This window comes from Arthrobacter sp. P1_D12, assembly GCF_056406175.1.
In genome coordinates, this window is the sequence record NZ_JBFUAR010000005.1 from 187,198 (window position 1) to 210,741 (window position 23,544).

17 protein-coding genes and 1 tRNA gene are annotated in these 23,544 nt (G+C 65.3%); 15 read left to right on the forward strand and 3 right to left on the reverse strand.

Going from position 1 to position 23,544, the window contains the following annotated elements; all coding sequences use genetic code 11:
* The first annotated feature begins 106 nt into the window (after positions 1–106).
* Both AC1DZV_RS05330 and AC1DZV_RS05335 read left to right on the forward strand, forming a co-directional pair.
* Positions 107–1,489: an ATP-binding protein gene (locus AC1DZV_RS05330; RefSeq protein WP_476950110.1), complete on the forward strand. Its 1,383-nt coding sequence runs from the start codon at positions 107–109 to the stop codon at positions 1,487–1,489.
* Positions 1,486–2,172, forward strand: a complete 687-nt coding sequence (locus tag AC1DZV_RS05335) for a LuxR C-terminal-related transcriptional regulator (RefSeq protein WP_476950109.1) — start codon at positions 1,486–1,488, stop codon at positions 2,170–2,172. Before AC1DZV_RS05330 ends, AC1DZV_RS05335 begins: the two co-directional genes overlap by 4 nt.
* Before the next feature lie 293 nt (positions 2,173–2,465).
* Here the strand turns inward: AC1DZV_RS05335 and AC1DZV_RS05340 are convergent, their stop codons facing one another.
* Positions 2,466–3,683, reverse strand: a complete 1,218-nt coding sequence (locus AC1DZV_RS05340) for a pyridoxal phosphate-dependent aminotransferase (RefSeq protein ID WP_476953177.1) — start codon at positions 3,681–3,683, stop codon at positions 2,466–2,468.
* A gap of 277 nt (positions 3,684–3,960) precedes the next feature.
* Here AC1DZV_RS05340 and AC1DZV_RS05345 point away from each other — a divergent pair.
* The 10 genes from AC1DZV_RS05345 to AC1DZV_RS05390 all read left to right on the forward strand — a co-directional run bounded on the left by AC1DZV_RS05345 (position 3,961) and on the right by AC1DZV_RS05390 (position 12,910).
* A tRNA-Trp gene (locus tag AC1DZV_RS05345) sits at positions 3,961–4,033 on the forward strand.
* A 79-nt stretch (positions 4,034–4,112) separates the two neighbouring features.
* Positions 4,113–4,397 carry a preprotein translocase subunit SecE gene (gene secE, locus AC1DZV_RS05350; RefSeq protein ID WP_028276538.1) on the forward strand — a complete coding sequence of 95 codons (285 nt, stop codon included), beginning with the start codon at positions 4,113–4,115 and terminating at the stop codon, positions 4,395–4,397.
* Positions 4,398–4,510: 113 nt separating this feature from the next.
* Positions 4,511–5,368 (forward strand): transcription termination/antitermination protein NusG, encoded by an 858-nt coding sequence (nusG, locus tag AC1DZV_RS05355; protein ID WP_476950108.1) that lies wholly within the window; start codon positions 4,511–4,513, stop codon positions 5,366–5,368.
* A gap of 129 nt (positions 5,369–5,497) precedes the next feature.
* Complete coding sequence (rplK, locus tag AC1DZV_RS05360; RefSeq protein ID WP_018773647.1) at positions 5,498–5,929, forward strand: 50S ribosomal protein L11; 432 nt, start codon at positions 5,498–5,500, stop codon at positions 5,927–5,929.
* A 183-nt stretch (positions 5,930–6,112) separates the two neighbouring features.
* Complete coding sequence (rplA, locus tag AC1DZV_RS05365; protein WP_091251962.1) at positions 6,113–6,820, forward strand: 50S ribosomal protein L1; 708 nt, start codon at positions 6,113–6,115, stop codon at positions 6,818–6,820.
* Positions 6,821–6,995: 175 nt separating this feature from the next.
* On the forward strand, positions 6,996–8,135 hold the full coding sequence (locus AC1DZV_RS05370) for a GNAT family N-acetyltransferase (protein WP_476953178.1): 1,140 nt from the start codon (positions 6,996–6,998) through the stop codon (positions 8,133–8,135).
* A gap of 167 nt (positions 8,136–8,302) precedes the next feature.
* Positions 8,303–9,412 (forward strand): GNAT family N-acetyltransferase, encoded by a 1,110-nt coding sequence (locus tag AC1DZV_RS05375; protein WP_476950106.1) that lies wholly within the window; start codon positions 8,303–8,305, stop codon positions 9,410–9,412.
* Between the two features lie 363 nt (positions 9,413–9,775).
* Complete coding sequence (rplJ, locus tag AC1DZV_RS05380) at positions 9,776–10,369, forward strand: 50S ribosomal protein L10 (protein WP_028276542.1); 594 nt, start codon at positions 9,776–9,778, stop codon at positions 10,367–10,369.
* A gap of 77 nt (positions 10,370–10,446) precedes the next feature.
* On the forward strand, positions 10,447–10,818 hold the full coding sequence (rplL, locus tag AC1DZV_RS05385; RefSeq protein WP_028276543.1) for a 50S ribosomal protein L7/L12: 372 nt from the start codon (positions 10,447–10,449) through the stop codon (positions 10,816–10,818).
* 241 nt (positions 10,819–11,059) lie between these two features.
* Positions 11,060–12,910: a bifunctional metallophosphatase/5'-nucleotidase gene (locus AC1DZV_RS05390; protein ID WP_476950105.1), complete on the forward strand. Its 1,851-nt coding sequence runs from the start codon at positions 11,060–11,062 to the stop codon at positions 12,908–12,910.
* A 95-nt stretch (positions 12,911–13,005) separates the two neighbouring features.
* Here AC1DZV_RS05390 and AC1DZV_RS05395 read toward each other — a convergent pair whose 3' ends face one another.
* Entirely contained in the window at positions 13,006–13,491 is a 486-nt protein-coding gene (locus AC1DZV_RS05395) for an aminoacyl-tRNA deacylase (RefSeq protein ID WP_223913811.1), read from the reverse strand.
* Positions 13,492–13,581: 90 nt separating this feature from the next.
* A complete protein-coding gene (locus tag AC1DZV_RS05400) occupies positions 13,582–14,781 on the reverse strand; it encodes an acetyl-CoA C-acetyltransferase (RefSeq protein WP_476950104.1) in 1,200 nt (399 codons plus the stop codon).
* Between the two features lie 454 nt (positions 14,782–15,235).
* Between AC1DZV_RS05400 and rpoB the strand changes: the two genes are divergently transcribed.
* From rpoB to rpsL, 3 genes are all read left to right on the forward strand, one after another.
* A complete protein-coding gene (gene rpoB / locus AC1DZV_RS05405) occupies positions 15,236–18,751 on the forward strand; it encodes a DNA-directed RNA polymerase subunit beta (protein ID WP_028275121.1) in 3,516 nt (1,171 codons plus the stop codon).
* 120 nt (positions 18,752–18,871) lie between these two features.
* Positions 18,872–22,771, forward strand: coding sequence for a DNA-directed RNA polymerase subunit beta' (locus AC1DZV_RS05410; RefSeq protein ID WP_028275120.1), 3,900 nt, complete (start codon positions 18,872–18,874; stop codon positions 22,769–22,771).
* A gap of 398 nt (positions 22,772–23,169) precedes the next feature.
* On the forward strand, positions 23,170–23,544 hold the full coding sequence (gene rpsL / locus AC1DZV_RS05415) for a 30S ribosomal protein S12 (protein WP_018773658.1): 375 nt from the start codon (positions 23,170–23,172) through the stop codon (positions 23,542–23,544).

Here is a 23,544-nt window from a genome sequence, read left to right on the forward strand (position 1 = left end):
CCCGGCGCCGGGCTCTACTGGGGAACACCCTGAACGGTCCCTGAGTGGCCCCCGGTTGGGCCCTCAAACGCGTCCGGGAAACCCCGATCCGTGCTTGGATTGAGGCATGACAACCGCGCCCGCCCGACCGCCGCTGGTCCGCAGCAGCGACCGCGTGATTGCCGGCGTGTGCGCGGGCCTCGCCACCCACCTGGGCTGGCCGGTGCGCATGGTCAGGATCGGCATGGCAGTGGCCGCGCTCGCCGGCGGGGCCGGGGTGGCGTTCTACGCCTGGCTTTGGATCATGGTCCCCACGGCGGATGAAAGCGCCCGGCGCAACGCCCGCCGCCCGGCGTCGCCCATCGCTCCGGCAGTGAGCTTCCCGGACACTCCAGGCGTCGCAAACCTGCCCGACGCCCACGGCATGCCGGGAGCCCCCGGAACCAGTGGAACGCCAACGACGGCGGCGCCGGGATCCTGGCGGTCCAAAGTGTCCGGCATGCCCTTTGGCAAGGAGATCCTGCTGGGCGCAGGCCTGTTGCTGGCCGCCGGGATCCTGATCGCCCGGCTCCTGGGGGTCGACGTGCCGCTGGGTACCCTGATCCCGGTCGCGGCGATCCTGGGCGGCGCCGCGATCGCCTGGATGCAACTGGACGAGACCCGCCGGGCGGGGCTCGTGGACAAGACCAAAGCGAACCAGGCCGGCGGCTGGGCCCGCCTCGCGGCCGGGCTCGCCCTCGTCGTGGCCGGCGTGCTGGTCATGGTGTCCGGCTCGGGGTCCTGGGAACAGACCTGGCTCGCCCTCCTGGCCTCGGTGGCCGTGCTCGGCGGCGTGGCCCTGGTGCTCCTGCCGTGGGGGCTGAAGTTCTGGCGCGACCTGGAAACCGAGCGCGCGGGGCGGGTCCGCGCCACCGAGCGTGCCGAGATCGCCGCCCACCTCCATGACTCCGTGCTGCAGACGCTCGCCCTGATCCAACGTCGGGCCGGCAACGAGCACGATGTCATCAGGCTGGCCCGCGCGCAGGAGCGCGAGCTGCGTGGCTGGCTGTACCGGGACGCCGACAAGGAATCCGGCCAGCTGTCCGACGGCATCAAGGCCGCTGCGGCCGAGGTCGAGGACGCCCTGGGGAACGCCGTCGAGGTGGTCAGCGTGGGGGACTGCGCCATGACCCAACGCCACGAGGCCCTCGTCCAGGCATCCCGAGAGGCCATGCTGAACGCCTCCCGGCACGGCGGCGGCGCCGTGTCCGTGTACCTGGAAGTCACCGACGCCGCAGCGGAAGTTTTCGTCAAGGACCGGGGCCCGGGCTTCGACCCGGATTCCGTTCCCCAGGACCGGCTCGGCGTCAGGGAATCGATCATCGGCCGGATGAACCGCCACGGCGGCACCGCCGCGATCACCAGCAGCCAGGACGGCACCGAAGTGCGGCTCCGGCTGCCCGTCGCCGCCGCCTCCGCCGGAACTGCCGCGGCCGCCGCCAACAACGCCAACGGAGAGGCCAAACCGTGACCAGCCCAACATCGGGAAACCCTGTGCAAGGAAACCCCGCACCGATTCGCGTGGTGATCGTGGACGACCACGCCATCTTCCGCTCCGGATTGAAGGCGGACCTGGACCCGGACATCGTCGTCGCCGGGGAGGCCGGAACGGTGGAGGAGGCAATCGCCGTCATCGCAGTCCAGCGCCCCGACGTCGTGCTCCTTGACGTCCATCTTCCCGGCGGCCGGGGTGGCGGCGGACGCGAGGTCCTGGCCGGCTCGGCGCCCCTGCTGGGCACCACGCGGTTCCTGGCGCTGAGCGTCTCCGACGCGGCAGAAGATGTGGTGTCCGTGATCCGGGCCGGCGCGCGCGGCTATGTCACCAAGACCATTTCCGGCGCGGAGATCAGCGGCGCCGTCCGCCGCGTGGCCGGCGGCGACGCCGTCTTCTCACCCCGGCTGGCGGGCTTCGTCCTGGACGCGTTCGGCACGGCCCCCGCGGACATCGCCGACGACGAGCTCGACAGGCTCTCGGCGCGGGAACTCGAGGTGATGCGCCTTATCGCCCGCGGCTACAGCTACAAGGAGGTGGCCAAAGAACTGTTCATCTCGATCAAGACCGTTGAAACCCACGTCTCGGCCGTGCTGCGCAAGCTCCAGCTCTCCAGCCGCCACGAGCTGACCCGCTGGGCCGCCGAGCGCCGCCTCCTTTAACCACAAACGCTCCCGCACGTCCGGCGCCTAAAACCCGGACGCTCCCGCACTTCAGGCGCTTTTAGGCCCGACGCTTCCGCAGGTGGTGCGGTGATGCGGTGGTGCGGTTTTGGGGTGGCCGCTCCCGCAGGTCGTGCGGTAATGCGGCGGACGCTCGTCGGGTTCTGCGGGAGCGTCGGGTAGGTCGGGTAGGTATGGTGCCGGACCTGCGGGAGCGTCAGGAGGAATGGTGCAGGACCTGCGGGAGCGTCAGGAGGAATGGTGCCGGACCTGCGGGAGCGTTTGGTAGGTTACTACTTTGCCTTGCCGAGGAAGTCCTGCAGGCGGGCGACGCCCGCGGCCAGGTCGTCGTCGCCGAGTGCATAGGACAGGCGCAGGTAGCCGGACGGGCCGAACGCCTCGCCGGGAACCACAGCCACCTCGACCTCGTCCAGGATCAGCGCCGCGAGTTCGGCAGAGGTGGCCGGCCGCACCGGGCCGTTCGCAGACGGGAACTCCTTGCCCAGCAGCGCGCGGACGTCCGCGTACACGTAGAACGCGCCCTTCGGCGTCGGGCAGTCAACGCCGTCAATCGCGTTCAGACCCGCGACGATCGCCTTGCGGCGGCGGTCAAATGCCACCTTCATCTCATCGACGGCGGTCAGCGGCCCGGACACAGCCGCGAGGGCGGCGACCTGGGGGATGTTGGAGACGTTCGACGTCGCGTGCGACTGCAGGTTGGTGGCGGCCTTGATGACGTCCGCGGGCCCGATCATCCAGCCCACGCGCCAGCCGGTCATGGCATAGGTCTTCGCGACGCCGTTGAGGATGACCACCTTGTCGCCGAGCTCGGGCACCGCGGTGGCGATCGAGGTGAACGGCACGCCGTCGTAGGTCAGGTGTTCGTAGATCTCGTCGGTGACAACCCACAGGCCCTTGGACGCTGCCCACTGGCCGATCTCCTTGACCTGCTCCGGCGAGTACACGGCGCCGGTGGGGTTGGAAGGGGAGACGAAGAGCAAGATCTTGGTGCGCTCGGTGAGGGCCGCTTCCAGCTGGTCCACGGTGACCAGGTAGCCCTGCTCCGGGCCAGCGAAGACCTCCACCGGCACGCCGCCGGCGAGCCGGATGGCCTCCGGGTACGTGGTCCAAAACGGGGTCGGAACAATGACCTCGTCGCCCGGATCCAGCAGGGTGGCGAAGGTGTTGTAGACGGCCTGCTTGCCGCCGTTGGTCACCAGCACCTGGGACGCCGCCGCCTGGTAGCCGGAATCCCGGAAGGTCTTGTCCGCGATGGCCTGCTTCAGTTCGGGGAGCCCGCCGGCGGGGGAGTACCGGTGGTATTTCGGCTGGCTGGCGGCCTCGATGGCGGCCTGCACAATGTAACCGGGGGTCGGGAAGTCGGGTTCCCCGGCACCGAAGCCAATGACCGGACGGCCGGCTGCCTTCAGCGCCTTCGCCTTGGCATCGACGGCCAGAGTGGCGGATTCGGCTATGGCGGAAATGCGCTGGGAAATGCGGGCAGCAGACATGGGCGGGTCCGTTCTTCGCTTGCAGCTGGAAGGCTGGATATGGGATTCGACGAAATCTACTCTATGCTGTTCAGCGGATCCCCCGGGGTGCCTGAACCCGAATGTGACTGACGGCTGTCAGTTGGTTTTCGCAGGCACGCAGGGGTCCGGAAGAGGGCCGGTTCGACGTAGGCGCAGTTGTTGCGTAGACTGGTTCTCCGGTGTTGAAAACACGATGATGGCCTGCGCCTCAGGGAAGCCTGTGGGACGCATCGGCCGGAGCGGTTTTTATCCCCGAAGGGTAGTGGCGCAATTGGTAGCGCAGCGGTCTCCAAAACCGCAGGTTGCAGGTTCGAGTCCTGTCTGCCCTGCGCATGCTGTTCCGGATTATCCGGAACCAGCGCAGCAACCATGGTTCAGTTCAGAGCCGGGTATCCGATCATTGCGAGGATGAGTGAGGACCAGGTGACCGAAACAGCTGCCAGCAGCTCCAAAGGCCGCCCCGCCAAGAATGCCGCCAAGCCCGGCTTCTTCGCTCGTATCGCGATCTTCATCCGCCAGGTCATTGGCGAACTGAAGAAGGTCGTCGCACCGACCCGTAAAGAACTGATCAACTACACACTCGTGGTACTGGTGTTCGTGACCATCATGATGGTGATCGTCACCTTGCTGGACCTGGCCTTTGGGACCGCGGTCAGCTGGGTCTTCGGCGGCAGCGGCCCCACGGACAGCTAAGGCGACCGGTCCGCAGACTGCGTGGATGCCCCGGGAAACCGGAGATTCCGCGGGGTGTGCGGAATTGAGTCATTTAAATAGGCATGTTAGGCAATGAGGAAGCAGGAGACCAAGTGTCTGAGCAGGAGCTCGAGGTAACTGAGACTGAGCTGGATAAGAGCCAGGACGCCGCGGTGGAAGCCGCGGAAGAGTCCGAGGCTGTGTCTGCTGCGCCCGAATCCGACGTCACTGACGAGGCCGTAGCCACGGAAGAAGAAGCGGCAGACGACGCCGAGGCAGTTGCAGCCGACGCCACCGACGCTGATGAGGCTGACGCCGACGCTGATGAGGCTGACGCCGACGTGCTGGCAGCGGCGGCCGCTAAGGCCGACGTCGACCCCGCGGACGAGTTCAAAGCCAAGCTGCGCCGCCAGGAGGGTGACTGGTACGTCATTCACTCCTACGCAGGCTACGAGAACCGCGTCAAGGCCAACCTTGAGACCCGCATCCAGACCCTGGACATGGAAGATTACATCTTCGAAATCCAGGTTCCGATGGAGGAAGTCGTTGAGATCAAGAACGCCCAGCGCAAGGTCATCAACCGTGTCCGCATTCCCGGTTACGTCCTGGTTCGCATGGACCTGACCGACGCTTCCTGGGGCGCCGTCCGCCACACCCCCGGTGTCACCGGCTTCGTGGGCAACGCCCACAACCCGGTCCCGCTGCGCCTCGATGAGGTCTTCTCCATGCTCGCGCCGGTCTTCGAAGAAGAGCAGGCCGAGAAGGGCAAGCCGGTCAAGCACGCCGCCGCCCAGGTCGACGTCGACTTCGAGGTTGGCGAGTCGGTCATCGTCAAGGAAGGCCCGTTCGAGACCCTCCCCGCCACGATCTCCGAGATCAAGATCGATTCCCAGACCCTCGTGGTGCTGGTGTCCATCTTCGAGCGCGAGACTCCGGTCACCCTGGCGTTCAACCAGGTCAGCAAGATCTAGCTGTTCCCTAAGAATTCGCCCCGGGCTGCCCGCTTAGCAGCCACGGAGCGGCCGGCCGCCTTGCCATGGCGGCCACCAACCTGAGGCACGCTCCTGTGCCCCAGGACGTATTTGAGAGAAGGACCTACATTGGCTCCCAAGAAGAAGGTCACCGGCCTCATCAAGCTGCAGATCCAGGCAGGTGCCGCTAACCCGGCCCCGCCGATCGGTCCTGCGCTCGGCCAGCACGGTGTCAACATCATGGAATTCTGCAAGGCGTACAACGCTGCGACGGAAGCCCAGCGCGGCAACGTTATCCCCGTGGAAATCACGGTCTACGAGGACCGTTCCTTCACGTTCATCACCAAGACCCCGCCGGCTGCAGAGCTCATCAAAAAGGCTGCAGGCGTCGCCAAGGGTTCGGCTACCCCGCACACCGTCAAGGTTGCCAAGCTGACCCAGGCCCAGGTCAACGAGATCGCCACCACCAAGATGGAAGACCTCAACGCCACCAGCCTCGAAGGCGCAGCGAAGATCATCGCCGGCACCGCCCGCTCCATGGGTATCACCGTCGAGGGTTAATTCCCCCCGCTGATGCGCCGGGATCGGGAAACCGGTCACGACGCCGTCAGCACCGCCGGCCAGCCGGCACCACCTAAACAATGAACAGCGGAATTCCGGAACGGATACACCAGCCGGAATGCCGCCTGTGGCAGGGCCCAGCGCGGTCCGCAGACCACAACTGCACAAGGAGAAATAAGCAGCATGGCAAAGCGCAGCAAAGCATATGAGGCAGCCGCGGCCAAGATCGACGCGGAGAAGTTCTACGCGCCGTTCGAGGCAGTGACGCTCGCCAAGGACACCAACCCGTCCAAGTTCGACGCCACCGTTGAGGTCGCTTTCCGCCTCGGCGTTGACCCGCGTAAGGCCGACCAGATGGTCCGCGGCACCGTCAACCTGCCGCACGGCACCGGTAAGGTCGCCCGCGTCCTCGTCTTCGCAACGGGCGACAAGGCTGAGGCTGCAATCGCGGCCGGCGCCGACTTCGTTGGTTCCGATGACCTGATCGAAAAGATCGCCGCCGGCTGGACCGACTTCGACGCCGCCGTCGCCACCCCTGACCTCATGGGCAAGGTTGGCCGCCTCGGTAAGGTCCTGGGTCCGCGTAACCTGATGCCGAACCCGAAGACCGGCACCGTGACCGCTGACGTCGCCAAGGCCGTCAACGACATCAAGGGCGGCAAGATCGACTTCCGCGTCGACAAGCACTCGAACCTGCACTTCATCATCGGCAAGGTTTCGTTCGACGCCATCAAGCTGGCCGAGAACTACGCAGCCGCACTGGAAGAGGTCCTCCGCCTCAAGCCGTCCGCTTCCAAGGGCCGCTACATCCAGAAGGCCACCGTGGCCACCACGTTCGGCCCGGGCATCTCGGTTGACCCCAACGTCACCAAGGTCCTGACCGAGGTCTAGTCCTCACCGGATCCACGGAACCGCCGGCTTCGCTGACGTCGCCGGTTCCAGCCAAAGGCCGTCCCGCCAACTGCGGGGCGGCCTTTTGCCGTCCTGCGCCGGGACCCCGCGGCGTACAAAACGCTTGGCATCCGGGGCCCTTGGTGCCGCCGGACTTGCCGGTTAGGCTGTCCCGGTGACTACGCCGTCGTACCTCATCGAGGAACTCTCCCTGCCCGCCAGCCTTGATGCCGCTGACACCCATGCCGCTGACACGGCGGAGTTCCTCGAATTCATGGAACTCTGCGATGAGCTCATCCGGCAGACCTGGGGCAACCTGGACCGGGCATCGTCCGCGGCGGCCCGCCTGCAGTACTGGCGGGACACGGCGTACACCCGGCTGCGGCTCTTCTTCGTCCGCGTCGACGGGCTCATGGTGGCCAACTCCTGGGTCCGCTGTGAACTGCAGGAGAATCTGGGCAGTGCGCTGCTGCACGTGGGCGTCCTGGATGACTTCGCCGGGCGGGGGATCGGCTGGGCACTGCTGGTGCACGCCGAGGCGCTGGCCGCCGCCGACGGGCGGACCATCCTGCAGACATTCACCGAGCACCCGGCCGATTTCGACGTCGATGGCACCAACCTCATCAAGCCCGCCACGGGGACCGGAGCGCTGCCCGCCGGCGCGCCGGGTGTCCGTTTCGCCGGAAAAGCCGGCTACCGCCTGGAGCAGGTGGAACGGTTCAGTTCGCTCGACGTACCGCCCGCCGCGGACCTCGACGCCCTGGAACGGGACGCCCTGGCCCGCGCGGGGGACTATGAACTGCTGCACTGGACCGACTCCTGCCCGGAGGAACATGCCGCCCAGCTCGCGGTGCTCATGTCCCGCATGAGCACCGACGCCCCCTCCGGAGCGCTGAGCTACGAGCCGGAAATCTGGGACGTCGCCCGGGTCCGCCACGTCGAGGACACCTGGCGGCGCGCCGGCCAGTCCTCCCTTGTGGTGGCGGCACGGCACCGGGCCAGCGGCGAACTGGCCGCCTATACCGTCCTGCAGACAACAGCCGACAAGCCATGGCTGGCCAACCAGGACGACACCCTCGTCGCGGTGGGCCACCGCGGCCACCGGCTTGGCATGCTCATCAAGATCCGCAACCTGCGCCTGCTGCGGGAGTCGTACCCCGCGGTCCGGCGCGTCCTGACGTACAACGCCGCCGAAAACGACCACATGCTCGGCATCAACATCGCACTGGGCTTCAAGCCGGCCGGCTACGACGGCGAGTGGCAGCGGACCGCTGCCGCCGCGGGCGCAGCCACCGGCAATGAGATCCGGAACTGACCGGGCGCCGGCTGGGGCAGAAGCTGCCGGGCGCCGGCTGGAGCGGAAACTGCCCGGCGTCACCAATGGAACAGCGGCCCAAACCAGCATATGCTGGCGGTTGAAAGCCCGGTTTGAGCCGGGCCGTACCGATGGTGGGTGGCACAACGGCTGGGAAGATGCCCTCTATGGCAAACGATGTACGGATTGAGCAGCTGTGGATCCCCGATTCCCTTGACGCGCCCGATGCCGCCGACTTTCTCGCCGCGATCGAGGTGGGGCGCAGGGTCCGGATGCAGACCTGGGGCACCGACGACCTCGCCTACGCGCCGCAGGAAAAGCTGCTTGAGATGGCGGACCCCTACGAACGCCAGGTGATCCTCGTCGCCAAGATCGACGGCGTGATTGTCGGGACGGCGGACATCGCCCTGCCGCTCGTGGACAACCTCGATCTCGCCGAATTCACGCTCGACATCCTGCCGGAATTCCGGCGCCAGGGCGTGGGGAGGCAGCTGCTGGCGGCCGCCGAACATTTCGCCCGGGACGAGGGCCGCCACACGATCCTGATCGACACCAACCACCCGGGATCAACCCTGACGGACCCGGAGGCCGAACAGCTCGTGCCCGGCAGCGGCGTCGGGTTCGTCCCGTTGGGCAGCCGTGACGTGGAATTTGCCCGCCACACCGGCTACACCCTGCAGCACATCGAGCAGTTCAGCTCCTGTGCGTTGCCGCTGGACACCAAGCTCGTCGCCGACCTCGAGGCCGAGGCCGAGGAAGCCAATGCCGGCCGCTACCGTCTGCACCACTGGACGGACCGGTGTCCTGACCAGTGGCTCGAGGCCGTCGCCGCGCTGGAAAACCAGGCAGGCGAGGACGAAGTGCCGGGGCCGGATGCCCAGGAAATGGTGTTCGACGGCGGCATCCTCCGGGAAGCGGAGGAAGTCACCATAGCCCAGGGCCGCCGGACGGTGGTCACCGCCGTCGAGCACGTCGCCAGCGGAACGCTCGTGGGCCTGACCACCATCAGTGTCCTGGCCCTGCGCCCGGACGTCGTCTTCCAGGACGACACGGTGGTGCTGCAGGAACACCGCGGCAACAAGCTCGGGCTGCTGATCAAGGTCGCCAATATGGAACGGCTCAGCGAACAGTTCCCGGACGCCCGGGTCCTGTACACGTGGAACGCCCCGGAGAACCGCTACTTGTTGAAGGTCAACCAGCAGCTCGGCTTCACGACAGCGGGAGTGACGGGTCTCTGGCAAAAAGAACTCCCCAACTTCGGACCGGCTGTCAGCTGAGGTCCCGGGCCGACGTCGGGCGCTAAAGTCTTTCGCTGAAGTCCGGCGCTGCCCCTGCCCGCCGGGCCCGATTTGGAACACGCGCGCCGCGTCCCGTAAGCTTGGAGGACCAAAGACCGTCGGTTGTTGGAAATCCACTCTCCCAAGCAAGACTCACTTCTGCAGTCGCGCCGGGAGAGCGCAGTGGATTTCCGGACGAAGGACCCTGAACATAGGGCGGCCGGCGCAGGTGAACGAAGCAAAGCTCCGCGGTCATGGACCGCGTCGAGACAAGCCCCGTGCATCTGCGCGGGGCGTTTTTTAGTTTTTAGCTCTTTTGAGCGGGGACCCGGACATACCGGCACTATCCCCGGAAGGAGGGTTATGGCAACGCCTAGCAAGGTTTCAGCAGTAGCTGAGATCACTAACGATTTCAAGGAATCGAACGCCGCTGTCCTGACCGAATACCGCGGGCTCACCGTTGCACAGCTCAAGCAGCTGCGTGTCTCTCTCGGCCAGGAAACCAAGTTCTCGGTCGTCAAGAACACCCTGACCGCCATTGCAGCCAAGGAAGCTGGTGTCGAAGCATTCGACGGTCAGCTCGCCGGCCCCACTGCAATCGCGTTCATCAAGGGTGACGCAGTTGCAGCTGCCAAGAGCCTGACGGATTTTGCCAAGGCCAACAAGCAGCTGGTCATCAAGACCGGTTACTTCGAGGGCAAGGCACTGAACGCCAGCGAAGTTGCTGCCCTGGCAGCACTCGAGTCCCGTGAGCTGCAGCTCGCCAAGGTTGCAGGGATCCTCAAGGCTCCTGCTGCCGCTGCTGTACGCATCATCGACGCACTGCGCCTCAAGCTTGAAGAAGAGAACGGTGCCCCGGCAGCAGCCGAAGCACCCGCCGCTGAAGAAGCTCCCGCAGCAGATGCAGCAGCCGAGGCCGAAGCACCGGCCGAAGCCGCAGCCCCCGAAGAGAACTAGTCCTCTTCTCCATAAGACTCCGGTGCCACAGCGAGCCTCAGGGCCGCCGCGCACCACTATAGGAAGGACGCCACACCATGGCGAAGCTCACCAACGAAGAGCTCATTGAAGCTTTCAAGGAACTGACCATCATCGAGCTCTCCGAGTTCGTCAAGCTCTTCGAAGAGACCTTCGAAGTTACTGCTGCTGCCGTTGCCGTTGCCGGCCCCGCCGCTGCTGCAGAAGAAGCTGAAGAGAAGACTGACTTCGACGTCATCCTCGAAGCTGCTGGCGACAAGAAGATCGCAGTGATCAAGGAAGTTCGCGCCATCACCTCCCTGGGCCTCAAGGAAGCCAAGGACCTGGTTGACAGCGCACCCAAGGCTGTTCTCGAAGGCGCCACCAAGGAAGCTGCCGAGAAGGCCAAGGCTCAGCTCGAAGAAGCTGGCGCCCGCGTCACCCTCAAGTAACACCCGCCGTCCGGATCCATCGCGGTCCGCACTGCTCACAGGAAACCCCGTCCACTCAGTGGGCGGGGTTTCCTGCGTTCCCGGACCGGAAACCCGAACCGCCCGGGCCGGCAGCCGGCGCCGGTGAACGGTACCCAAGGATTCGGCAAAGTTTTTCTGATACCCCTGTCGCACTTGATGGCGCGACCCTAGACTTTGGATTTGTGCCCACCGGCCCCCAACGCTCAGGAGTTCACCCACAATGACGGACCCGAACACTTCCCCCTCCCGCCGCGCCATGCTCGCCGCAGCCCTCGTGGGCGGCGGCGCGGCCGCCGCCGCGCTGGCCGGAGCCCCGGCGGCGCAGGCCGTCCCCGGCGAAGCCAGTGGCAGGGCGACTGCCAAGAATCAGTTCACCCTGACGGTGCTCGGCACCACGGATCTGCACAACAACGTCTTCAACTGGGACTACTTCAAGAACGTCCCCTATGCCGACGCCGCCGGGAACAAGATCGGGATTGCCCAGGCCGCGACCCTGATCAACGCCATGCGCGCCGAGCGCGGCGCGGCCAGCACCCTGACCATCGACGCCGGCGACACCATCCAGGGCACGCCCCTGGCCTACTACTTCGCCAAGATCAACCCCATCTCGGCAACCGTGAAACACCCCATGGCGCTGGCCATGAACGCGATCGGCTACGACGCCGTGGGGCTGGGCAACCACGAGTTCAACTACGGCATTGGGCTTCTGCGCACCTGGGAGCGGCAGCTAAACTTCCCGCTGTTGGGCGCCAATGTGCACGACGCCGTGGCGGGCGGGCGAGCCTTCACCCCCTACGTCCTGAAGCGGATCAAGACGGACAGCGGCTGGCTGACGGTCGGCCTCGTCGGCCTGGTGACGCCGGGCTGCGCACTCTGGGACCGGGACAACGTCCAGGGCAAGCTCGATTTCAACGGCATCGTAGAAGAGGCCAGAACCGTCATCCCGCAGGTGAAAGCGGCCGGGGCCGACGTCGTGATCGTCACGAGCCATTCGGGGGCGACTCCAGGGTCCTCCTACGGTGACGCCCTGCCCTTTCCCGAGAACGCGTCCACCCAGCTGGCAGAGGAAGTCCCGGGCATCGACGCCATCCTCGTCGGGCACGCCCACCTGGAGATCCCCGAGCGCTTCGTCACGAACAAGGCCACGGGCAAGCAGGTGCTCCTGACCGAGCCGCTCAAGTGGGGCATGCGCGTCTCCGTCATGGACCTCGAACTCGTCAAGGAAAAAGGGCAGTGGACCGTCACCGCGGCGCATTCGCTCCTTTTGGACGCCAAGACCGTCGACCCCGATCCCGCCGTCGTCCGGGCCGTTCAGGCCGGGCACGAGGCCACGGTGAACTACGTCAACGAGGTCATCGGAACTTCCACGGCGCCGCTCAGCACGGCCACCGCCTGCTGGGAGGACTCCGCCGCGATCGATGCCATTAATTACGTCCAGGCCAGCACAGTCAAGGCCGAGCTGGCCAACACTCCCGCCGCAGGGCTGCCCGTATTGTCCATTGCGGCGGCGTTCTCCCGTGCTGTGGACGTCAAGGCCGGGCCGCTGACCATCCGCGATGTCGCAGGCCTGTACATCTTCGACAACACGCTGCTCGCCATCAAGGTCACCGGCGCGCAGGTCAAGGCATACCTGGAGTGGTCCGCCCAGTACTTCAAACCGGTGACCGCCACCACGGCCAGGGCCCAGGAGGTCACCAACGCTGTGACGGCTACGGCCCCGAACGGCACGCCCGACTACAACTACGACGTCGTCTACGGACTGGACGCGCCGCTGAACTATGAGATCGACCTCGCCCGGCCGGCGGGGGACCGGATCGCCAAGCTCAGCTACGGCGGCCAGCCGCTGGCGCCCGAGCAGGAATTTGCTTTGGCCATCAACAACTACCGGCAGAGCGGCGGAGGCAACTTCCCGGCCGTGAAGAGCGCGCCGGTGCTCTCGAACAGCCAGCAGGAGATCCGGCAGCGCATCATCGACTATGTCGTGGACCGCGGAACCCTGGACATCGCCGTGTTCAGCCAGGCCAACTGGCGGCTCACCGTCAACGGGACGCCACTGACGGTCACGGCTTAGCCCCCGCCGATACAACAACGCGGGGTCACTTTGCGCCCATCCCGGCGGTCGGGATGGGCCGGAAGCGACCCCGCGTTGCTGTTAACCCGGGCGGGCTAGTTGGGTTCAGTGATATCTGCGACGACGGCGCCCAAGGCCGCCGTCAGGGCATCCGCGTCCACGAATGCGCTGTAGCCATGTTCCCCGGCGCCCATGGAGATCCGACGGCCCGTGATGGTCTGGTCGGCGTAGACGGGCCAGGGGCGGATGCTGCCGAGCGGCGTGATGGTCCCGCGCTCGTACCCGGTCGCCTCGAAAGCCGTATCCGCCGCCGGCAGCGAGAGCTTGTTGACGCCCAGCAGCGCCCGCAGCTTGGGCCAGGAAATCTGCCGGTCGCCGGGGACCAGTGCGAACAGGAAACTGCCGTCCTTGTGCTTGACCACGAGCGACTTCACGATATCCGCGGGCCGGATCCCGAGGATACCGGCCGCCTCCTCTAGGCTGCGGGCGGCGAGGCGTTCGACGATCTCCACGTCCAGCCCCCGCGCCGCGGCGTCGGCGAGGAACCGTTCGCGGCCGCTGGTTGTTTTCTGCTCTGGCATCGCGTCAAACCTTCCTGACTCCTGGCGGCGGTTCCCGGTCCGCCCGGCCGCCCTGTGGTCCGGGCCCGCCCCGCCCGCCGGTTACCGGATTTAGTCGCGGTACAGCAGCAGCGCTTCGCCCTGGCCGCCGCCGCCGCACAGGGACACGGCCGCCTTGCCGGTACCCCGGCGCTTGAGTTCGTGGGCCGCGTGCAGGGCCAGCCGGGCCCCGGAGGCCCCGATCGGGTGGCCCAGGGCGATGGCCCCGCCGTGGATGTTGCACTGCTCCGGCGGATAGTTGAGATCCTTCAGGGACTGCACCGCGACAGAACCGAAAGCCTCGTTGATTTCGATGAAGTCGAGGTCCGCGGCGGACCAGCCGGCTTTGTCCAGGGCGTTCTTGATGGCGTTCGACGGCTGGGAATGCAGCGAGTTGTCCGGCCCCGCAACCTGGCCCGGCTTGCCGACCACCGCCAGATACTCGAGGCCGTTGTCCTCGGCGAACTTCCGGCTGCTCAGCACCAGGGCGGCAGCGCCGTCGGACAGGGGAGAGGAGTTGCCGGCGGTGATGGTTCCGTCCGTGACGAACGCCGCGCGCAGTCCGGCCAGCGATTCGACGGTCGTGTCGGGCCGGATGCCCTCGTCGGCGGTGACGGCGATCGGATCGCCCTTGCGCTGCTTGACGCTCATCGGGGCGATCTCGTTGTCGAAGACGCCGTCCTTCGCGGCCCGGGCGGCACGCTGGTGCGACTGGGCCGCCACCTCGTCCTGGGAGGCCCGGTCAATGCCGAGGGTCAGGTTCTTGCTCTCGGTCGACAGTCCCATGGACTGCCCGTCGAAGGCGTCGGTCAGGCCGTCGTGCGCGGCCACGTCCAGGGCCTGGACCGTGCCGTACGCCCAGCCCTGCCGGGAACCGGGCAGCACGTGAGGTGCGCGGGTCATGGACTCCTGGCCGCCGGCGACCACCACCGTGGCGTCCCCGCTGCGGATCATCCGGGCGGCGTCGATCACGGCGGTGAGGCCCGAGAGGCAGACCTTGTTGATGGTCACCGTCGGCACGTTCCAGCCGATGCCGGCGCCGATGGCGCTCTGGCGCGCAGGGTTCTGGCCCGCTCCGGCCTGCAGGACCTGGCCCATGATCACGCTGTCCACCTGGTCGGCCTTGACGCCGCTGGCGGCGAGGGCCGCGCGGATGGCGTGGGTGCCGAGCTCGACGGCGGTGAAGCTGGCCAGCTGCCCGTTCAGGCGCCCCTGGGGGGTGCGGGCTGCGGCGAGAATGACAACATCGTTGTTGTCTGCAGGATTGCTCATGGTGTTTTCTTCCGATCTTCTTTCGACTTATGTCTACGTTATCGTGAGCCCCGTCACCTATCCATTCGGCCCCGGTCTGGGCTGCGGTCCCGGCTGCTGACCCGCTCGCCCCGGGCGCTGCCCGGGGCAGCTTGCGAATGGCTCCGCCAGGAGTCAGGGAAAATTCCGCCAAACTTCGTGCTTGCAATCCCGCCGGAAGTGGGGTAGACAAGTAGGTTGCTTTGCCGTATCGTAGATATTTGCGTCTTCCCTGTTTACCTTCAGCCTTCATATAGCGGTGGGCTTAGCCTGACAGCTGTTCCATCAATGTGCCGTCTACCACGTGCACCAGCTATGGACAGCGCGGGTCCCGGGTCATATAGCGGAACCGGACTGGTAGCGCTGCGGAGTCATTCTGCAGAGTGCATAACGGGGGAGATCTGACAACGCCTGAAGGTCTGTGGAAGGATCCCTCTTGGTCGCCTCGAGCACCTCTAATGTAAACAACGCTACCGCTATCAATGCCGACAGCACCGACGGTGCAACCCGCCGGCTCTCATTCGCAAAGATTCACGAACCCCTTGATGTTCCGAATCTGCTCGCCCTGCAAACCGACAGCTTTGACTGGCTGGTCGGGAACGAACGCTGGCAGGCGCGCGTTGCGAAGGCCGTCGAAGAAGGCGACCTCAGCGTCGCCACCTCCTCGGGTCTGTCCGACATCTTCGAAGAGATCTCCCCGATCGAAGACTTCCAGGGCACCATGTCCCTGAGCTTCTCCGAGCCGGAGTTCGCTGACCCCAAATACACCATGGCTGAGTGCAAGGACCGGGACGCAACGTACTCGGCTCCGCTGTACGTCAAGGCCGAATTCATGAACAACAACACGGGCGAAATCAAGCAGCAGACCGTGTTCATGGGTGACTTCCCGCTGATGACCGAGAAGGGCACCTTCGTCGTCAACGGCACCGAGCGTGTCGTCGTCTCCCAGCTGGTCCGCTCGCCGGGCGCCTACTTTGAGCGCACCGCCGACAAGACCAGCGACAAGGACATCTTCACCGCGAAGATCATCCCCTCCCGCGGCGCCTGGTTCGAGCTCGAAATCGACAAGCGCGACCAGGTCGGCGTCCGTCTTGACCGCAAGCGCAAGCAGTCCGTCACCGTGCTGCTGAAGGCCCTCGGCTGGACCGAAGGCCAGATCCTCGAGGAATTCGGCCAGTACGACTCCATGCGCGCCACGCTGGAGAAGGACGCCACCGAGACCCGCGAAGACGCGTTGCTGGACATCTACCGGAAGCTGCGACCGGGCGAGCCGCCCACGGTTGAGGCTGCCCAGTCCCTGCTGGACAACCTGTACTTCAACTCCAAGCGCTACGATCTGGCCAAGGTCGGCCGTTACAAGATCAACCGCAAGCTTGGCATCGACCGCTCCCTTGGCGACAAGGAAGCTTCGGTCCTGCACGTCGAAGACATCGTGGCCATGATCAAGTTCCTGGTTGCGCTGCACGCCGGTGAGAAGACCCTCATGGGCAAGCGTGACGGCCAGGACCACGAGCTTCGCGTCGAGATCGATGACATCGACCACTTCGGCAACCGCCGCATCCGCGCCGTCGGCGAGCTCATCGAGAACCAGGTCCGCACCGGCCTGTCCCGCATGGAGCGCGTTGTCCGCGAACGCATGACGACCCAGGACGTCGAGGCCATCACGCCGCAGACCCTGATCAACATCCGTCCCGTCGTGGCAGCCATCAAGGAGTTCTTCGGAACTTCCCAGCTGTCCCAGTTCATGGACCAGAACAACCCGCTCTCGGGTCTGACCCACAAGCGCCGCCTGTCCGCGCTTGGCCCGGGTGGTCTGTCCCGTGACCGTGCCGGCATGGAAGTTCGTGACGTGCACCCGTCCCACTACGGACGTATGTGCCCCATCGAAACTCCTGAAGGCCCGAACATTGGTCTGATCGGTTCGCTGGCTTCCTACGGACGCATCAACCCGTTCGGTTTCATCGAAACCCCGTACCGCCTTGTCGCCGAGGGTGTCGTCTCCGATGAGGTCAAGTACCTCACGGCCGACGACGAAGCCGAGGTCCTGATCGCACAGGCCAACGCACCGCTCGACGAGAACAAGCGTTTCGCGGAAGAGACCGTCCTGGTCCGTGCCCGCGGTGGTGGAGGCGAGCCTGTGCTGGTTCCCGCCGCCGACGTCGAGTTCATGGACGTTTCCCCGCGCCAGATGGTGTCCGTGGCTACCGCCTTGATCCCGTTCCTCGAGCATGACGATGCCAACCGTGCACTCATGGGTGCCAACATGCAGCGCCAGGCCGTGCCGCTGGTCCGTTCCGAGGCACCGTTCGTCGGTACCGGCATGGAGCGCGCCGCAGCCGTCGACGCCGGTGACGTTGTCATCGCCAAGAAGGCCGGTGTGGTTACCGAGGTCTCCGCTGAGCTGGTCATCATGCTCAACGACGACGGTACGGAAACCAACTACCGCATCAACAAGTTCGCCCGTTCCAACCAGGGCAACTGCTACAACCACCGTGTCCTGGTAAGCGAAGGCCAGCGCCTGGAGGTCGGCGGCATCATCGCTGACGGCCCGGCAACGGACCAGGGCGAGCTCGCCCTCGGTAAGAACCTGCTCGTGGCATTCATGTCATGGGAAGGCCACAACTTCGAGGATGCCATCATCCTGTCCCAGCGCATCGTGGCCGAGGACGTCCTGTCCTCGATCCACATCGAGGAGCACGAGATCGATGCCCGCGACACCAAGCTTGGTGCCGAGGAAATCACCCGTGACATCCCGAACGTGTCTGAGGAAGTCCTGGCGGGCCTGGACGAGCGCGGCATCATCCACATCGGTGCCGAGGTTGAGGCCGGCGACATCCTGGTCGGTAAGGTCACCCCCAAGGGCGAGACCGAGCTGACCCCGGAAGAGCGCCTGCTGCGCGCCATCTTCGGTGAGAAGTCCCGCGAAGTGCGCGACACCTCCCTGAAGGTGCCGCACGGCGAGTCCGGCACCGTGATCGGTGTCCGCGTCTTCGACCGCGACAACGACGACGAGCTGCCCCCGGGCGTCAACCAGCTGGTGCGCGTCTACGTCGCTGCCAAGCGCAAGATCACCGACGGCGACAAGCTCGCCGGCCGCCACGGCAACAAGGGTGTTATCTCCAAGATCCTTCCGATCGAGGACATGCCCTTCCTTGCCGACGGCACCCCCGTTGATATCGTCCTGAACCCGCTGGGTGTTCCGGGCCGCATGAACGTCGGCCAGGTGCTGGAAACGCACCTCGGCTGGGTTGCCAAGACCGGCTGGAAGATCGAGGGCGAGCCCGAGTGGGTCAAGCAGTTGCCGAACCTGCCGCGCGAGAGTGGCCAGACCACTGTGGCGACGCCGGTCTTCGACGGTGCGCGTGAAGAGGAAATCACGGGCCTGCTCGATTCCACCAACGTCACCCGCGACGGCGACCGCCTGATCAACTCCTCCGGCAAGACCCGTCTGTTCGACGGCCGCTCCGGCGAGCCGTTCCCGGATCCGATCTCGGTCGGCTACATGTACATCCTGAAGCTCCACCACCTGGTGGACGACAAGATCCACGCCCGCTCCACCGGCCCGTACTCCATGATCACGCAGCAGCCGCTGGGTGGTAAGGCACAGTTCGGTGGCCAGCGCTTCGGTGAAATGGAAGTGTGGGCGCTCGAGGCTTACGGCGCCGCGTACACGCTCCAGGAACTGCTGACGATCAAGTCGGATGATATCCACGGTCGTGTGAAGGTCTACGAAGCCATCGTCAAGGGCGAGAACATCCCCGAGCCGGGCGTTCCTGAGTCCTTCAAGGTCTTGATCAAGGAAATGCAGTCGCTGTGCCTGAACGTGGAAGTGCTTTCCACGGACGGAACCACAATTGAAATGCGTGACTCTGATGACGCAGTCTTCACGGCTGCGGAAGAACTGGGCATCGATCTGTCTCGTGCAGAGCCCAGTTCCGTAGAAGAGGTTTAGCAGGTGGGGCACCGGGAAAAGCAGGCGGCCCGGCCGCGCTGACTTTTCCCGGTGCATCACCTCCCTCTTCCCGTAACCCAAGACTTCAGAATTTAGAGAACAAGAGAGAACAGGGACCATATGTCCAGCGAATCCTCCTTCGGCCTCATGCAGATCGGCCTCGCCACCGCGGAAGACATCCGTGGCTGGTCGTACGGCGAGGTTAAGAAGCCGGAAACCATCAACTACCGCACGCTCAAGCCCGAGAAGGACGGCCTCTTCTGCGAGAAGATCTTCGGCCCGTCCCGCGACTGGGAATGCTACTGCGGCAAGTACAAGCGCGTGCGCTTCAAGGGCATCATCTGCGAGCGGTGTGGCGTTGAGGTCACCCGCGCCAAGGTCCGCCGTGAGCGCATGGGCCACATCGAGCTCGCCGCCCCGGTCACGCACATCTGGTACTTCAAGGGCGTGCCCTCCCGCCTGGGCTACCTCCTTGACCTGGCACCGAAGGACCTCGAAAAGGTCATCTACTTCGCCGCCTACATGATCACGAGCGTCGACGCCGACAGCCGCCACGAAGAACTGCCCAACCTCCAGGTTGAGCACGACATCGAGAAGAAGCAGCTGATCGACAACCGCGACTCGGACATCGCCACGATCGCCCGCGACCTTGAGAACGAGCTTGCCCGTCTCGAAGGCGAAGGCGCGAAGGCTGCCGACAAGAAGAAGGCCCGCGACTCCGCTGACCGCCAGATGGCGAACGTCCGCAAGCGTGCCGACGCCGAAATCGAGCGCCTCGAGCAGGTCTGGGACCGCTTCAAGAACCTCAAGGTCGCAGACCTCGAAGGTGACGAAGGCCTGTACCGCGAACTGCGCGACCGCTACGGCATGTACTTCGAAGGCTCCATGGGTGCCGAGGCCATCAAGAAGCGTCTTGAGAACTTCGACATGCAGGCCGAGTCGGACATGCTGCGCGACATCATCGCCAACGGCAAGGGCCAGCGCAAGACCCGCGCCCTGAAGCGGCTCAAGGTGGTCAACGCGTTCCTGACGACCAACAACAGCCCGCTCGGCATGGTGCTGGACGCCGTCCCGGTGATCCCGCCGGAACTGCGCCCGATGGTCCAGCTGGACGGTGGCCGCTTCGCGACCTCCGACCTCAACGACCTCTACCGCCGCGTGATCAACCGCAACAACCGCCTCAAGCGCCTGCTTGACCTCGGTGCTCCGGAGATCATCGTCAACAACGAGAAGCGCATGCTTCAGGAAGCTGTTGACAGCCTCTTCGACAACGGCCGCCGCGGCCGTCCGGTCACCGGACCGGGCAACCGTCCGCTGAAGTCCCTGAGCGACATGCTCAAGGGCAAGCAGGGCCGTTTCCGCCAGAACCTCCTCGGCAAGCGCGTCGACTACTCCGGCCGTTCGGTCATCGTCGTCGGCCCGCAGCTGAAGCTGCACCAGTGTGGTCTGCCCAAGCAGATGGCCCTGGAGCTCTTCAAGCCGTTCGTGATGAAGCGCCTGGTGGACCTCAACCACGCCCAGAACATCAAGTCGGCCAAGCGCATGGTGGAGCGTTACCGTCCGCAGGTCTGGGACGTCCTCGAAGAGATCATCACCGAGCACCCCGTGTTGCTGAACCGTGCACCTACCCTGCACCGTCTCGGCATCCAGGCGTTCGAGCCGCAGCTTGTTGAAGGCAAGGCAATCCAGCTGCACCCGCTGGTTTGTGGCGCGTTCAACGCCGACTTCGACGGCGACCAGATGGCAGTCCACCTGCCGCTGAGCCCCGAAGCCCAGGCCGAGGCCCGCATCCTGATGCTCTCCTCGAACAACATCCTGAAGCCGTCTGACGGCCGCCCGGTGACCCTGCCGTCGCAGGATATGATCATCGGTCTCTACCACCTGACCACCAAGCGTGTCGGTTCAGCTGGCGAAGGCCGGATCTTCTCCTCGGTCGCGGAAGCCATCATGGCCTACGACCTCCACGAGCTGCACCTGAACTCCAAGGTCAAGATCCGGCTCGAGGGCTTCGTGCCCTACGCCGGCTGGGAAGCCCCGGAGGGCTGGGAGCCCGGTCAGACCACACTGGTCGAGACCTCCCTCGGCCAGGTCATCTTCAACCAGACGCTGCCCGCGGACTACCCGTGGGTTGAGAACGTTGCCGACAAGGGTGAGCTGTCCACGATCGTCAACGACCTCGCCGAGCGCTACCCGAAGGTGATCACGGCGGCAACGCTGGACAACCTGAAGGATGCCGGTTTCTACTGGGCCACCCGCTCCGGCGTGACCGTTGCCATCTCCGACATCGAGGTGCCCACGGACAAGCCGCGGATCCTCGCAGGTTACGAGACCATGGCCGCCAAGATCCAGGGCCAGTACGACAAGGGTCTGATCGACGACGACGAGCGTCGCCAGGAACTGATCGAGATCTGGAACAAGGCAACGAACGAGATCGCCCAGGCGATGCGTGACAGCCTGTCCCCGATGAACACGATCAACCGCATGGTGTCCTCGGGCGCACGTGGTAACTGGATGCAGGTCCGTCAGATCGCGGGTATCCGTGGCCTGGTGGCCAACCCTAAGGGTGAAATCATCCCGCGTCCGATCAAGTCCTCCTACCGCGAGGGCCTCTCGGTGCTGGAATACTTCATCGCCACGCACGGTGCCCGTAAGGGTCTGGCTGACACCGCCCTGCGTACCGCCAACTCGGGTTACCTGACCCGTCGTCTGGTGGACGTGTCGCAGGACGTCATTGTCCGCGAAGAGGACTGCGGTACCGAGCGCGGCCTGATGACGGCCATCGCGGTGGCCGACGCCAACGGCGTCCTCGTCCTGGACGAGAACGTCGAGAACAGCGCCTACGCCCGCACCCTGGCCGTCGACGTCGTCGACTCCAAGGGCAAGGTCCTGGCAGCTGCAGGCACCGACTGCGGCGACGTCGTCATTGCCGAACTGTTCGCAGCCGGCATCACCGAGGTCAAGGTCCGCTCCGTACTCACCTGTGAGTCCAGCGTCGGCACCTGCGCCCTGTGCTACGGCCGTTCGCTGGCCACTGGCAAGACCGTCGACATCGGTGAGGCCGTGGGCATTATTGCCGCGCAGTCCATCGGTGAGCCGGGTACCCAGCTGACCATGCGTACGTTCCACACCGGTGGTGCTGTTTCCGCCAGCGGTGGCGACGACATCACCCAGGGTCTGCCCCGTATCCAGGAGCTCTTCGAAGCCCGTACTCCGAAGGGTGTCGCACCGATTGCTGAAGCAGCCGGCCGCATCACCATCGAAGAGTCCGAGCGCCAGATGCGCCTGGTCATCACCCCGGATGACGGATCTGAAGAGATCGCGTACCCGGTGCTGCGCCGTTCACGTCTTCTCATCGAAGACGGCGATCACGTCAGCGTTGGCCAGAAGCTCATCAACGGCCCGGTCGACCCCAAGCAGGTGCTGCGCATCATGGGTCCCCGTGCCGCGCAGAAGTTCCTGGTGGACGAAGTCCAGGGTGTGTACCGCAGCCAGGGCATCGGTATCCACGACAAGCACGTCGAGGTTATCGTCCGCCAGATGCTGCGCCGCGTCACGGTCATCGAGTCCGGCGAATCGGATCTGCTGCCCGGCGAGCTCGCCGAACGCAGCCGTTTCGAAGAGGCCAACCGCCGCGTTGTGTCCGAGGGCAAGACGCCGGCATCCGGCCGTCCCGAGCTCATGGGCATCACCAAGGCGTCCCTGGCGACCGAGTCCTGGCTGTCCGCAGCTTCCTTCCAGGAGACCACCCGCGTCCTGACGCAGGCGGCCATGGAAGGCAAGAGCGATCCGCTGCTCGGCCTCAAGGAAAATGTCATCATCGGTAAGCTCATCCCGGCCGGCACGGGTCTCCCGCGCTACACCGAGGTCACCGTGGAACCCACTGAAGAAGCAAAGGCCAACCTGTTCACCGGCCCCAGCGCATTCAGTGACTTCTCCTACGACTCGCTGGGCGGCGACGGAGCTCCCGAGTTCCACGCCATCCCGCTGGATGACTACGATCTCGGCAGCGACTTCCGCTGAGCTGAGTGACTGACAGGCCCCGTTCCCACCTCGGTGGGGGCGGGGCCTTTCCAGTGGTAAGCCCCGCCGATTAAGGGCTGGGACCCGTCCGTGTTAGACTTGAGACTAATTGTTATTGTGGCAGTGGATGAGTGCGCCGGTTTGAGTCAGACAGCTTGCAGCTGAAAGGTTCAACCAGGACGACGTTTCCGGTTTGCAGGGTTCTTGTGCAACGTATGCCACATTTTCGCATGCCTAGGGGCAGTTCGGGTCGAAAGTCCTTGGACCCCGGCGTGCGGTCCGACTATTAAGGCTTCGCCTCAGCTGCTCTGGAGAGAACTTCAAAGCTCGGGCGGCGAGGCGCAGCGACAAGAGAGCGGCCGCCAACGGCCGCTCCGGATAAAACGGAGAACACGAGAGTGCCTACGATTAACCAGCTGGTCCGCAAGGGCCGCACGCCTAAGGTCAAAAAGACCAAGGCTCCCGCGCTTAACGGCAGCCCGATGCGCCGCGGTGTTTGCACCCGCGTTTACACGACGACCCCGAAGAAGCCGAACTCGGCTCTGCGTAAGGTTGCTCGCGTGCGCCTCAACGGCGGCATTGAAGTGACCGCATACATCCCCGGTGTGGGCCACAACCTGCAGGAGCACTCCATTGTGCTCGTCCGCGGCGGCCGCGTGAAGGACCTTCCGGGTGTCCGCTACAAGATCGTCCGTGGCGCCCTCGATACCCAGGGTGTCAAGAACCGTAAGCAGGCTCGCAGCCGCTACGGCGCAAAGATGGAGAAGAAGTAA

What these genes read in the sequence shown, in the direction of transcription:
- AC1DZV_RS05330 (WP_476950110.1), top strand. Translation starts at nt 107, where the DNA reads ATGACAACCGCGCCCGCCCGACCGCCGCTGGTCCGCAGCAGCGACCGC.
- AC1DZV_RS05340 (WP_476953177.1), bottom strand. Translation starts at nt 3,683, where the DNA reads ATGTCTGCTGCCCGCATTTCCCAGCGCATTTCCGCCATAGCCGAATCC.
- secE (WP_028276538.1), top strand. Translation starts at nt 4,113, where the DNA reads ATGAGTGAGGACCAGGTGACCGAAACAGCTGCCAGCAGCTCCAAAGGC.
- rplA (WP_091251962.1), top strand. Translation starts at nt 6,113, where the DNA reads ATGGCAAAGCGCAGCAAAGCATATGAGGCAGCCGCGGCCAAGATCGAC.
- AC1DZV_RS05375 (WP_476950106.1), top strand. Translation starts at nt 8,303, where the DNA reads ATGGCAAACGATGTACGGATTGAGCAGCTGTGGATCCCCGATTCCCTT.
- rplJ (WP_028276542.1), top strand. Translation starts at nt 9,776, where the DNA reads ATGGCAACGCCTAGCAAGGTTTCAGCAGTAGCTGAGATCACTAACGAT.
- rplL (WP_028276543.1), top strand. Translation starts at nt 10,447, where the DNA reads ATGGCGAAGCTCACCAACGAAGAGCTCATTGAAGCTTTCAAGGAACTG.
- AC1DZV_RS05390 (WP_476950105.1), top strand. Translation starts at nt 11,060, where the DNA reads ATGACGGACCCGAACACTTCCCCCTCCCGCCGCGCCATGCTCGCCGCA.
- AC1DZV_RS05395 (WP_223913811.1), bottom strand. Translation starts at nt 13,491, where the DNA reads ATGCCAGAGCAGAAAACAACCAGCGGCCGCGAACGGTTCCTCGCCGAC.
- AC1DZV_RS05400 (WP_476950104.1), bottom strand. Translation starts at nt 14,781, where the DNA reads ATGAGCAATCCTGCAGACAACAACGATGTTGTCATTCTCGCCGCAGCC.
- AC1DZV_RS05410 (WP_028275120.1), top strand. Translation starts at nt 18,872, where the DNA reads ATGTCCAGCGAATCCTCCTTCGGCCTCATGCAGATCGGCCTCGCCACC.